This window comes from Actinoplanes ianthinogenes, from assembly GCF_018324205.1.
GTDB classification, from domain to species: Bacteria; Actinomycetota; Actinomycetes; order Mycobacteriales; family Micromonosporaceae; genus Actinoplanes; species Actinoplanes ianthinogenes.
In genome coordinates this window covers 529,675-541,699 of record NZ_AP023356.1, presented here as the reverse complement: position 1 = coordinate 541,699, position 12,025 = coordinate 529,675, and the positions used below count along the sequence as shown (strand labels likewise).

General features: G+C 73.9%; 8 protein-coding genes and 1 pseudogene. 3 read left to right on the top strand and 6 right to left on the bottom strand.

The features are described 5' to 3' along the window. Window positions 1-15: 15 nt before the first annotated feature. The gene (locus Aiant_RS02575) at window positions 16-738 is read left to right on the top strand and encodes an MBL fold metallo-hydrolase (RefSeq protein ID WP_189330753.1); all 723 of its coding nucleotides are present in this window, start codon (window positions 16-18) and stop codon (window positions 736-738) included. Here the strand turns inward: Aiant_RS02575 and Aiant_RS02570 are convergent. The 3 genes and pseudogenes from Aiant_RS02570 to Aiant_RS02565 all read right to left on the bottom strand — a co-directional run bounded on the left by Aiant_RS02570 (window position 698) and on the right by Aiant_RS02565 (window position 2,540). Then, window positions 698-1,411, bottom strand: a complete 714-nt coding sequence (locus tag Aiant_RS02570; protein ID WP_342358069.1) for an aminotransferase class V-fold PLP-dependent enzyme — start codon at window positions 1,409-1,411, stop codon at window positions 698-700. The two genes, Aiant_RS02575 and Aiant_RS02570, sit on opposite strands and share 41 nt — an antisense overlap. A 158-nt stretch (window positions 1,412-1,569) precedes the next feature. Next, window positions 1,570-1,749, bottom strand: a pseudogene (locus Aiant_RS46975) (aminotransferase class V-fold PLP-dependent enzyme); the annotation flags it as partial. Further along, a complete protein-coding gene (locus Aiant_RS02565; protein WP_189330752.1) occupies window positions 1,746-2,540 on the bottom strand; it encodes a class I SAM-dependent methyltransferase in 795 nt (264 codons plus the stop codon). The pseudogene Aiant_RS46975 and the gene Aiant_RS02565, both read right to left, overlap by 4 nt. 90 nt (window positions 2,541-2,630) lie before the next feature. Between Aiant_RS02565 and Aiant_RS02560 the strand changes: the two genes are divergently transcribed. Beyond that, on the top strand, window positions 2,631-5,417 hold the full coding sequence (locus Aiant_RS02560; RefSeq protein WP_189330751.1) for an ATP-binding protein: 2,787 nt from the start codon (window positions 2,631-2,633) through the stop codon (window positions 5,415-5,417). 20 nt (window positions 5,418-5,437) lie between these two features. Further along, window positions 5,438-5,659 (top strand): hypothetical protein, encoded by a 222-nt coding sequence (locus Aiant_RS02555; protein WP_189330750.1) that lies wholly within the window; start codon window positions 5,438-5,440, stop codon window positions 5,657-5,659. Here Aiant_RS02555 and Aiant_RS02550 read toward each other — a convergent pair. The 3 genes from Aiant_RS02550 to Aiant_RS46420 all read right to left on the bottom strand — a co-directional run bounded on the left by Aiant_RS02550 (window position 5,651) and on the right by Aiant_RS46420 (window position 12,025). Beyond that, window positions 5,651-6,130: a type 2 periplasmic-binding domain-containing protein gene (locus Aiant_RS02550; protein WP_189330749.1), complete on the bottom strand. Its 480-nt coding sequence runs from the start codon at window positions 6,128-6,130 to the stop codon at window positions 5,651-5,653. The genes Aiant_RS02555 and Aiant_RS02550 overlap by 9 nt on opposite strands. Window positions 6,131-6,158: 28 nt before the next feature. Further along, window positions 6,159-9,557, bottom strand: coding sequence for a hypothetical protein (locus Aiant_RS02545; RefSeq protein ID WP_189330748.1), 3,399 nt, complete (start codon window positions 9,555-9,557; stop codon window positions 6,159-6,161). Window positions 9,558-9,658: 101 nt separating this feature from the next. After that, window positions 9,659-12,025, bottom strand: a complete 2,367-nt coding sequence (locus Aiant_RS46420; protein WP_189330747.1) for an AAA family ATPase — start codon at window positions 12,023-12,025, stop codon at window positions 9,659-9,661.

Sequence of the window (12,025 nt, the reverse complement as noted above, 5' to 3'; positions counted from 1 at the left end):
ATCCGTGAGGTTGACATGATCACTGTGCAGACGTTCGGTGGCCCGACCGCGCTCTTCGAATACGGTGGCCTGCGCTTTCTCACCGACCCGACATTCGACGAGCCCGGTGACTACGTCTCCCCGAGCGGCACCAAGCTGACCAAGCTCGCGCCGTCGTCCGGCCGCCCCGACCAGCCGATCGACGCGGTCCTGCTCTCGCACGACCAGCACGCCGACAACCTGGACGACTCCGGCCGCGCCCTCCTCGCCGACGTGCCGCTCACCCTGACCACCCCGGACGGCGCGCAGCGGCTCGGCGGCACCGCCCGCGGCCTGGCACCCTGGGAGTCGATCACGCTGGGCGCGGTGACCGTGACCGCCGTCCCGGCCCGGCACGGCCCGGAGGGCTGCGAGCCGATCACCGGCGAGGTGACCGGTTTTGTTCTGACCGCCGACGGATCGCAGCCGGTTTACGTCAGCGGCGACAACGCGTCGCTGGAGCGGGTCGAGGAGATCGCCGAGCGGTTCGGCCCGATCGGCACCGCGCTGATCTTCGCGGGCGCGGTGCGCACCGGGCTGTTCGACGGCGCACTGCTCACCCTGGACAGCGAGCAGGCCGCCGAGGCCGCCCGGATCCTCGGCGCCCAGCAGATCGTGCTGGTGCACTTCAACAGCTGGGCGCACTTCACCGAGGGCCACGACGCGCTGGTCAAGGCGTTCACCGCAGCCGGGCTAATGGACCGCGTCCAGCTCGACTGACGCGGTGCAGGGCGCCGGTCGCGCGATCGACGTCCTCGACGGTGTTGTAGACGGCGAAGCTCAGCCGGCAGCTGGCCGGCGGGTCGAGGCCGAGCGCGTGGTGCGCCAGGGTCGCGCAGTGGCAGCCGGCCCGGGACTCCACGCCGTGCCGGTCCAGGGCCTCGGCCACGCTCGCCGGGCTGCGCCCGACCAGGTTGAAGGCGATCAGCGGGGCACGGTCCGCCGCGTGGTCCGGGCCGTGCAGGATCAGGCCGTCGATGTGGCGTACGGCATCCAGCGCTCGCGCGGTCAAGTCGCGGGTGTGCGACCCGACCCGCCGCATCGTCTCCTCGATCGTGCTCCGCGGCAGCGGCCGGTTGCTGCGGAAGTACCCGCGCGACGCGGGGACGACCAGGTCGGCCAGCAGCCGCAGCGCCTGGGCCGAGACGATCACGCCGAGGACGTTCGGGGTGCCGGCCGCGTACTTCCACGGCAGCCGGTTGTAGGTGACGTGCCCGGCGGTGACGCCACCCTCGGCGACCATGTCCCCGCCGTACAGAAAAGGAAGTGCCGCCTGGAGCAGGTCGGCGCGGCCGTAGAGGACCCCGGACCCGAACGGCGCGAGCAGCTTGTGGAACGAGAAGGCCAGGAAGTCCACGCCGAGCGCCCGCACGTCGACCGCCGCGGACGGCACCAGCTGCGCGGCGTCGACCAGCAGCAGTGACCGGCACTCGCCGGTCGGCTGGCGGTACCCGCTGCCGGCCGCGACCCGGCGGACCGCGGCCAGGTCCGGTCGGGTGCGCCGAGCCAGTCGGCGATGGTGTCGTGCGCCGTCTCGAACAGCTCGGTGGTGTACAGGGAGGCGGCGGACTGGCCCCGGTGCACGTTCTCGTACCAGGGGACCAGGTCCCGGTACAGCTCGACCAGCTCCCGCGGCGGCTGGGTGCTGGCGGCGTTGTTGGTGACCACCCGCCCGGTCCGCGCGAAGTCGAAGTGCGCGCGGACCCGTTCGACGTCCAGAGTGTCGGTCATTTCTTCTTCCAGGCCCCGTTGAGCAGCGGCAGCAGCACGTGCCGGTCCGGGTGCGCAGCGGTCTCGGCGTGCAGCGTCGCGATCGAGCGCTCCGACTCGGCCGGGGTGGTGATGCCGTTGGCGATGGCGACCGGCAGCAGGCTGCGGTAGACGCTTTCCAGGATCGGGGTGCCGGCCGCGGCCGGGACGAGCCGTCCGGCGACGTCGGTGCCGTCCGGCGCGCCGATCCCGGCCCGGGCCATCAGGTACGGCAACCGGCTGCCGGCCCGCACGTCGCACCCGGCCGCCCCGAACGCCTGCGTCACCACGCCGCTCATCCGCTCGGCGATGTCGAGCGAGGGCACCACGCCGACCGTACGCAGGTCGTAGTCCTGCACCAGCAGGTGCCCGCCGGGCCCGACCGCCGCCCAGAGCCGGGCCAGCGCCGCCTCCTGATCCGGCGTGTGGAACAGCAGCAGCCGCGCGTAGACCAGGTTGTAAGGGCCGCCGGGGATCGGCTCGTCCTTGGTGACGTCGTGGATCAGCACCCGGCAGCCGGTGTAGGCCTCGGCGGCCGCCGCCATCCCGGTGTCCAGGTCGAGCCCGGTCACCGTGCCGTGCGGGCCGACCCGATCCTTCAGGTGGCGCATCGTCTCACCCGGACCGCAACCGGCGTCCAGGCAGCGTGCCCCGGCGCCGACGCCGAGACGGTCGAGCAGCCGAGCGGTGTCGGGCTCCCAGAGCCGGGCCTGCGCCCGGACGCGTTCGTATTCCTCGGCCGTGCGGCCCAATGCGTAATCGGTGGTTTCCATGTCCTGATGCTGCGGATTTCCCGGATGCGTTGAATCGTGGATCCGACCACGAGGTTTCGCGTGTCGGGACCACGACGTACGGTCGGCGGCATGCCGCGCGTGCTGTTGCAACGCGACGCGGAGCTGGCGATGCTCGACCACCGGGTCGCTCAGGTGCGATCCGGGACCGGCGCCGTGATCGTCGTGGAGGGCCCGGCCGGGATCGGCAAGTCGAGTCTGCTGGCCGCGGCCGGCTACGGCGCGGCCGCCGCCGGGCTGCGGGTGCTCTCCGCGTGGGGCGGCCCGCTGGAACGCGACGCCGGTTGGGGGATCGCCCGGCAGCTGTTCGCCCCGGTCCGGCAAAGCCCGGAGTGGGACACCCTGGCCGTCGGCGCGGCCGCGCCGGCCCGCCGCGCGCTCGACGACGACGGGGCCACCCCGGCGCCGACCGGCGACGCCATGCACGCCGCCGCGCACGGGCTGACCTGGCTGACCTGCGGTCTCGCCGCCCGCGTCGCCACCCTGCTGCTGGTCGACGACGTGCACTGGGCGGACGCGCCGTCGCTGCGCTGGCTCGGCCAGCTCACCCGGCGTCTGGGCAGCCTGCCGCTGGGCATCCTGTGCGCGGTCCGCTCCGGTGAGCCGCCGGCCGAACCGGACCTGCTCGCCGAGCTGCTCGCCGCGGCCGGCGCGCCGGTGCGGCCCAGCCCGCTCGCGCCGGCCACCGTGCGGACCATCGTGCGGGATCGGCTGCCCGCGGCCGGGCCGGCGTTCGCCCAGGCCTGCCACGCCGCCACCGCCGGGAACCCGTTCCTGCTCGGCGCGCTGCTCGACCACCTGCTCGCCGAGCGGGTCGAGCCGACCGACGCTGTGGCGGCCGGGCTCAGCGGCTTCGGCCCGGAGCAGGTGGCCCGCGCGGTGGACCGGCAGCTGGCCCGGCTGCCGGCCGGGACCGCGGAGCTGGCCCGGGCATTCGCCGTGCTCGGGCGCGGGGCGAAACTGCGGCACGCCCGCGACCTGGCCCAGCTCGATCAGGAGCGGGCCTGCCGGCTCGCCGACCGGCTGCGCGGCGCCGGCCTGGTCGAGGGCGGCGCGGACGGCTACGCGCTGGTGCACCCGCTGGTCGAGGCGGCCCTCTACAACGGACTTCCGGCCGGCGAGCGCGCCCTGTGGCATGCCCGGGCGGCGCGGCTGCTCACCACCGGACGGGCCGACCCGGAGACGGTCGCGCTGCACCTGCTGCGCACCGAGCCGGCCGGGGAACCGGAGACCGTCACGGCGCTGCGGACCGCCGCCGACCGGGCCTGGCGGCGCGGCGCCCCGCAGAACGCGGCGACCTTCCTGCGGCGGGCGCTGGCCGAGCCGCCGATCGCCACCTACGACGAGGCGGAGCTGCTGGGCCAGCTCGGCCTGGTCATCGCCGAGCAGGAGAAGCCACAGGCGTACGACCTGCTCGCCGACGCCGTCGGCCTGGCCGCCGACCCGGAGCAGCGGGCCAGGATCGGGCTGGCCGGCGCCCGGGCGCTGGGCCTGGCCGGATATGCCGAGGAGGCGCTGGACCTGTCCCGGCGGGTGCTGGCCCGGGGCGCCGGCGCCGACCCGGAGCTGCTCGAACGTCTCGAAGGTGAACTGGTCTGCAACGCGTGGCTGGACGCCGCCGAGGTGGCCGACGCCCGGGACCGCACGGACCGGGGCGGTGGGCAGCGGTTCTGGGCCGTGCACCGCGCGCACCGGGCGATCTGTGACGGACGACCGGCGGCCGAGGCGATCGCCCTGCTGCGGACGGCGCTCGACGTGGAGAGTGACTCGCTGCTCGCGACGTTCCTGAAGTTCGACCTGGCGGCGGTGGAGGAGCTGGACGCCGTACGGGCGCTGTGCGACGAGCTGATCGACGTGGCCCGGCCGCGCGGGTGGATGACCGCGCTCGCCCACGGCAGCTTCGTCCGGGCACATGCGCTGGTGCAGGCCGGGCGGGTCCGGGAGGCGGTCACCGACGGCCGGTACGCGTTCGAGTTCAAGCTCGCCAACCCGCCCGCGTCCGGCCTGGTGTGGACACTGTTCCCGCTCCTGGACGCGCTGGTGGAGGCGGACGACCTGGACGGCGCCGAAGCGGCCCTGGCGGCGGCCCGCCGGACCGGGGCAGACGAGCCGGTGCCGGGCAAGCTGCGCACCGCCATGCTGCTGGAACGCCGGGCGCGGCTCTGGCTGGCCCGGCACCGCCCGGCCGACGCGCACACCGACCTGCTCGCGGCGGCGGAGACCTGGCAGGCGCTCGGCGTGACGACCGCCGGGTTCGCCGCCTGGCGCGTCGACGACAGCGCCGCCCTCGCGGCGCTCGGCGACCTCACCGCCGCCCGGCGTCTCGCCGAGGAACACCTGGACCTGGCCGCCCGGGTCGGGCTGCCCGGCCCGCGCGGCGCCGGCCTGCGCGCGTTGGCCCGCACGGTCGGCCCGGCCGAGGCGGTGCCGCTGCTCACCCAGGCCGCGCACCTGCTCGCCGGCTCACCGGCCCAGCTCGAGCACGCCCGGGTCCTGGTCGAGCTCGGCGCCGCCCTGCGCCGGGCCAACCAGCGGGCCGCGGCCCGGGAGCCGCTGGTCCGGGCGCTGGAGCTGGCCGATCGCGGTGGGATGCGGCTGATCGGCGGCCGAGCCCGGCAGGAGCTGCTGGCGGCCGGCGGTCGCCCGCGGCGCAGCGTGACGACCGGGCCGGGCGCGCTCACCCCGGCCGAACACCGGGTGGCGGTGCTGGCGGCGCTCGGGCACAGCAACCGGGAGATCGCCGACCAGCTGTTCGTGACCCGGCGGACGGTGGAGACCCACCTGACCCACATCTTCCAGAAGCTGTCGGTGAGCAGCCGCGCCCAGCTCGCCACCTCGCTGCCCGCGCCGATCGGGTGACTTCCGGCGTTGAGCCGGACATGAGGCTCGTCGCTGTGCTGGTCTGCCTGCTCGCGCTGTCACCGATGCCCGCCCGGGCCGCGTCGCCGTCACCCGCCCCGGTCGAGCGCCGGGACGACTCGGGGAGCCTGGCCAGGGCCGGCTTCCGCGGTCAGTGGGTCTCGTCGGCTTGCTCGGGCGCGACCCTGATCGCCCTCGGCCTGGTGCTGACCGCGACCACCCGGCGCCGCCGGTCAGAGTGACTCGCCGAGGTGCGCGTTCCAGATCGCGGCGGCCTGCTCGTGCGAGTCGACGCCCTCGAAGAAGGCCCCGCCGAGGACCGCCCAGTCCGGCCGGTCGACGCCGGTGACCTCGAGGAACTTCGGCCGGTACACGGCGAACGGCTCCGGGCGGTAGGGGACACCCATCCGCAGGATCCGCTCCTGCGGGCCGTACTCGACGGCCTCGATCACCAGGGCGTCGATCCGGCCGGACGGCAGGTGCAGGAAGGCGTCGTAGACCAGGGCCGCGCGCACCGCCCCGTCCGGGTTCGCGGCGAGGGCGTCCTGCCCGGCCTTGACGCCGATCTCCAGCTCGGGGGCGGCGTAGCGGGTCATGCCGCGCCCGCCGTCCGGCTTGTCGAAACCGAGCAGCGGCGTCAGCGGGCCGCCGTCCGCAACGGACCACAGCCCGTGGGCAGCGAAGAATCCGGCGAGGCGAGCGGTCTCCAGCATGCCGCGCAGCATCCCACACCGGGTCGTTTCATCGGCCGATCCGGTACAACTTTCGCCGCTCTCGCGGATCCTTCAAATAGACGCCTTTCTCCAGCAGTTCGGCACGCCTCGCGGCCCAGTCCGGATCCACCGCGGTGAGTGGCGCGTCGAGATCCCCCGTGAACGGCCGCAGCACCGGATTCAGGTAGTTCGGGTTGCTCGGCTCCCGTTTCAGGATGTCCCAGACCTCTTCCCAGATCCACTGCCCGGACGGCTTCGTCTCCAACCCGGCTACCTGGGAGGGAGACCCGGGGATGCCGGGAAGTCGCCGCCGCAGGTCCGTGGCGGTCAGGTCAAGCCCGTGCATGGCGAGAGCCCTGTCCACGATCAGTTCCTGCAGCAGGTGGGTGCTGGCGCCGTGCGTCCAGGCGTCCATCGCTGGGATGACCAGCGCGGACACGTCCAGGTACCGGTAATTTTCGCCGGCCACCAGGGTGAAGTACTCGTCCCCTTGGAATTGGCGGTGGCCGCCCAACAGGGTGACCGGTCTTCCGCTGACACGTTCGGACAGGTCGATCAGTGCCGCGAGGAACGCCTCGTTGCGCCGGGTCAGATCGAGAGTGAGCTGTGCTGCCGGGCCGGGCGGCTCGTGGGGCGGACGCACCAACGTCTTGACCACGGTGGTGCGCCCCGCGGCGCGCAGCTCTTCGGCGTGTCGCATGACGCGGGCGACGACGTGGGCGATCAGGGCGGGATCGCGAAGTCCCTGATAGGCCACCCACACCGCGCGGGCCAGCACCGGATCCTGGATGTGCTCGACGGCTTTCATGAAGGCGGCGGTCGGTGCCGTCGGCGGCCGGCCGGAGCGGTTCTCCAGCACCTGGCGTAACCGTGCTCGCAGATAATCGATCCGCCATGCGCTCTCGGCCGGGCCGACTGGCCGGAACTGCGGCCGGTCGCCGCTGACGAGCAGGATCGACGTGGCTGGTGGAGGGGCCGGGTTCAGCGGTTCGCCGTACCGATTCAGCAGCGCGGGGGCGGCGTTTGATTGCGGGACCTCGCCGGGTCGGTGGATCACCAGGTCCGGCCTGGGCGGGCTCGCGGTGCTGGTGATCAGCTCGGGGTGCGGGCCGGGCGGCGGCACCTCCTTCCCCCCGGAGTACCACACCGGGTAGCCGGATCCGGGACCCGATGAGGCGTACAGCCGGATCGGGTCCGGTGGGGTGCGGCCGGGATCGGACGGGCCACCGCCGCCCGGCGGCGGGCCACCCGCACCCCCGTGCCAAGCCTGCCGGAAAGCCTGGTGGGCCGCGTGCCCGGCCAGGCCGAACAGCGTAGCCTGGGCCATCGCGTCACGGATGGTGGTCAAGCCCTGCTCCGGACTCGCGGCCCAGGTCCGGTCATTGGCGGCGGACTCGACGGCTGCCCCCAGCGCGCTCGTGAGAGCGGTCTGGCCGTACTGAATGGCCTGCTCGATCGCGCCGCCGGACTGCCGGAAGCCGGCCGAGGCGGCGGCCCGCACCGTGGTGAGCAGGTGTTCCGCCGCGGAAGCGCCGACCAGGTCGATCACGCCCTGCGCGGCGCCGGCGACGAAGGCATCCCCCAGTTGTCCGCCGGTGACGTTGCGCTCCGTCGCCAGCTCGGTGATCAGGCGGCTGGCACCGCCCACCACGGCGACGCGAACGACCTGCACCATGACGATCTCGGCCGCCGCCGGGGTCAGCACCCCGGCTGACGCTACTTCGAGGATCGCCGCCACCGCCGCCTGCACCACCATCTTGGCGAAGCCGTTGACGGTGTCGCGAGCCTGCACGTAATCCACCCGGATCCGTTCGGCCCGTTCCTGCTGGGCCGTCAGCCGGCCGATCTCCGCGGCTCGCTCGCCCGCGGTCCGCGCCGCCGCGGCGCGTTCCGTCGTCGCGTTCAGCTCGCGGGTGGCGTCGCTCAACGCCGCCCCGACGGCTCGCCAGTCGGTCAACACGGACCGTTCCGAGGCCAGTTGACGGACGGTGAAGACGGCCCGTTGCAGCGGCTGTGCCACCGGGGCGAGCAGGAACTCGGCCTCGTCACGCTCGGTGCCGGACAACCATCTCAGCACGCTGGTGTCGGCCCGGATCCTGCCTCGGGTGGCGTCGTCGGGCACGAAATGGCGTAACAGGTGCAGCAGGTATCCCGGGTTGTCGAAGGTTGTCATCGTGCTCCGCAACCGGTGTTCCAGGTCGGGCTCGACGACGGCGGCGAATCGCAGCTCCTCCTTGCTGGTGGTGTGCTCCCGGACGTAGCGGTAGAACGGCGTGCCGTACCGATAGCTCCGGTGGAACAGATCGAAGTCGGTCGGCAGGCTGAACATCGCCGCCTGGACCAGCGCTTCACCGTCGGCACCGCCCAGCGCGCGGATGCGGTGGACGGCCGGGTCGACCACGGCCGGATCCTCCACCAGCGCGACCGCCCGGGCCTCCTCGTCACTGGTCAGGCCGTTGAACCAGGCGTGGAAGCGGCGCGAGATCTCGCTGTCGGTCCGGGTGGTGAGCTGCCGGAACAGGTCGGCACGGGTCTGCGGGTCGGCGCTCGCCAGCGCGGCGAACAGCTCCTGCTTGTCGCCGGCGGCCAGCGCGAACTGGACGCGCTTCATCGCGGCCAGCCCGCCGGCGACAGTCAGCTGGTACTGCTGCCAGCTCAGCAGGTCGTTTTCGAACATCATCTGGAATTGGTCCTGCAGGTCCACCTGGTAGATGTCCGACATCGACTTGATCAGCTGCTGCTCGGTGCGGCCGGGCGCCGCGAAGTATTCCCGCAGCCCCTCGAAGAACAGGGATCGGTCCCGGTGCAGCAGGCCAGTATTGATCTTGTCGAGGGGCGGTGGCCGGGTGCCGAACGTATACAGCGACTTGGCGGCGCTCTGCTCCTCGGCGCCCCACAACTGGTCGAAGAGGCCGGCGGCCAGACTGTCCGTGGTGCCGTCCGGCAGGCGGCCGGTCTTCCGGCGTTCGGCCAGGTAGAGCCCGCTCTTGAAGCCCTGGTCGAGTTGCTGCTCGATGATCGTCCGCCAGGTGGCGGGCTTGTCACCGGCCGCGGCGATCACCCAGGCCACGTTCGCCGGATACAGGTACAGGTAGTCGGCGAGCAGCAGTTCGCCTTTGTCGAGGTAGCGGTAGGCCCGGAGGCGGTCGGCCGGGTCGGGCATCCGCGCCAGGTCCTGCTTGAGCTCTCGGCCATACCGTTCGGCATAGGCGGCCTGCAGCTCAGCCCCCCGCCCGCGGAAGAGCAGCAGCACCCGGAAGATGTCCTCGCGAGCCGCCGCCGCGCCGTGCAGCCACGCCCGCAACTGCATGGCGGCCTCCCGCACCGGCGGGATGTAGTTGCGGTCGGCCAGCGCCTGCACGGTGTCGTTGGGCAGCGGCCCAGCAGCGGCCACCAGCTGCGCCGTCGCCGCGGCAGGCGTCGACACCGGAACGAGGGCGGGCGCCGCTGGCTCTCGTGGCAGCGGTCCGACCCAGGGCACCGCCGGCTCGGGTGCCCGCTGCGCCGGTTCCGGGCCGGGGCCGCTCATCAGAGGTCCTCAGCCAGCAGCGAGAAATATGCCCCGAAGTCCGCCCGGTCCGGCATCCGATGCAGTTTCCGCAGCTCAGCCCCGGCCGCCGGAACCAACTCCGGCATGCCGACCGCCCGCCCCGCCGCCGCGGCCCGGCACGCCGCGGCCAGCACCGCACTCTGGATGTGCCCGCCCGCCAGCTCCAGCCGCGCGAGCGCCCCGAAATCGACGTCCGCCGCGAGCGGCGCTCGCCCCGGCACCGCCTGCCGCCACAACACCTCCCGCAGCTCCGGCCCCGGGAACGGGAACTCCACCGCATGCCCCAGCCGCCGGGCGAACGCGTCGTCCAGGTTCCCGCTCAGGTTGGTCGCCAGCAGCGCCACCCCGTCGTACCCCTCGAGCTCCTGCAACAGGTAGGCGACCTCGATGTTCGCGTACCGGTCCCGCGCGTCCTGCACCGCCGACCGCCGCCCGAACAACGCGTCCGCCTCGTCGAACAACACCATCGCGTGCGCCGCCCGCGCCGCCGCGAAGATCCGCGCCAGGTTCCGCTCGGTCTCCCCGATGTACTTGCTCACCACCGTCGACAGATCCACCCGATACAGGTCGAGCCCGAGTTCGGTAGCCAGCACCCGCGCCGCGAACGTCTTCCCGGTCCCGCTCGGCCCGTGGAACAGCGCCGTCACCCCGCGCCCGAGCTGCGTCTCCCCGAACCCCCACGCCTCCCGCACGGTCCACCGCTGCTCCACCGCCGCCCCGACCAGCCGTACCTCCCGCATGGTCCGCGCCGGCAACACCAGCCGCTCCCACCCCGGCCCGGCCGGCAGCCGCCGCGCCAGCCCGTCCAGTCCGGTCCCGCACTCCTCCCGGACCGCCTGTCGCACGTCGTCCTCCGTGGGCTCCCGCCCGTGCCGCCCGGCACGCCGCCTTGCCCGCGCCGCCGCCCGCTCGATCGCCCCGGGCCCGATCGGGAACAGGTCCGCGATCCGCTCCAGACCGCCCGGCGACCGCCCGCGCAGCGCGCGATCCCAGAGACCGCCGCGCTCCAGCGATCCCGGCCCGTCCAGGATCACCCTCTCCAAGATCAAACCCTTTTCCCGTACGACCTGAGCACCGTCCCCGAGCAGCACCACCACACCCCGCCCGGCCATCGCCCCGAGCACTGCCGCGCCCCCGGGCGAGTCCAGCCCGGTCAGGTAGACCGCGGCCCCGCGCAGCATCGCCTCCCGCCCGAGCAGCACCCCGGCCTCACCCGCGTCCAGCCCACCCGCGCCGCCCACCTCCGCCACCAGCAGCGGCCGCCCCCCACTCAGCGCCGCGGCGATCGTCGCCCGTCCACCCCCCGCGGCCCCGTCCAGCAGGACCATTCCGTCCCCGGCGCCGTCGTCCCCCCGAGCCGCTCCACCGCTGCGGCGCCCTGTCGCGTCGGCCTTGTCCGGGGTGGCGCGATTGCCGTCCAGGTGATGTTCGAGCGCCGCGCCGTCGAGCGGCGCTGTGGCGTCGGGGTCGTTCGCGGTCGCGCGCATGCCGTTCGTGGGTTGGTGGGTCGCCGTGCCGCCGAGTCGCGCTGTGGCATCGGGGCTGATCGCGGGATGCTCGGGCGCCCCGCTGCCGAGCGGCGCTGCACCTCCGATGCCGCCCACCCCGTCCCCGGCCGGGCCGTGATGGCGAACCGTCCTGCCGTGCAGCGTGTCGGCAACCTCCCGGAGCCGGGTTCGCAGGCCGGGCGACAGGACGAGTTCGTCCAGGTCGCGGGGCGGGTGCATGGCGACCCAGGAGGACAGTCCAGGCGCGATGGTGTCGTCGCCGAGCAGGTGGGCGATGACCCGGTCGTCCACGGCGAGGGTGCGTGACGAGAGCGACGGGGCGGGATCGCCGGGCTCCGCCACCAGCCGGACCAGCGCGTGCCGGACCAGCGGCCCGGACGGGTGGAACCACCGTCGGCAGGCCAGCCGCTCCGCGGCCTCGGGCACCAGCAGCCGCAGGATCAGGTCGACCGTCGGCCGCCGCAGCGTCACCGAGTTCTGCACGAACCCGTATACCGTCTGCCACCGCGCGTCCACCTGCGGCGCGACCGCCACCATCAGCACGTCCGTCTCCGCCGCCGACAACGCGAACCGTCGCGCCAGCCGCCCGATCGGCGTCTGCGGGTCCCGGACCGCCCGGGCGGCGATCGAGCCGGCCTCCTCCGGTTCGCCACCCAGGTCGTCGAGCACCGCGTCGACCAGCGGATCCGGGATGTAGAGCCCGCGCAGCTCGTCCTCGTGCAGCAACCTGGCCCGCCGCAGCCGCCGCACCTCCCGCCGTAGCACCGGCCCCAGCCAGGCCAGCTCTGCGAGCAGCAGGCTCGCCGCGTCCGCCCGTGCCGCCGTTCCCGTGGTCAT

Bases quoted from the DNA above. Each gene is read 5' to 3' on its own strand.
- Aiant_RS02575 (WP_189330753.1), top strand. From the start codon at position 16: ATGATCACTGTGCAGACGTTCGGTGGCCCGACCGCGCTCTTCGAATAC.
- Aiant_RS02565 (WP_189330752.1), bottom strand. From the start codon at position 2,540: ATGGAAACCACCGATTACGCATTGGGCCGCACGGCCGAGGAATACGAA.
- Aiant_RS02560 (WP_189330751.1), top strand. From the start codon at position 2,631: ATGCCGCGCGTGCTGTTGCAACGCGACGCGGAGCTGGCGATGCTCGAC.
- Aiant_RS02555 (WP_189330750.1), top strand. From the start codon at position 5,438: ATGAGGCTCGTCGCTGTGCTGGTCTGCCTGCTCGCGCTGTCACCGATG.
- Aiant_RS02550 (WP_189330749.1), bottom strand. From the start codon at position 6,130: ATGCTGGAGACCGCTCGCCTCGCCGGATTCTTCGCTGCCCACGGGCTG.
- Aiant_RS46420 (WP_189330747.1), bottom strand. From the start codon at position 12,025: ATGACCACGGGAACGGCGGCACGGGCGGACGCGGCGAGCCTGCTGCTC.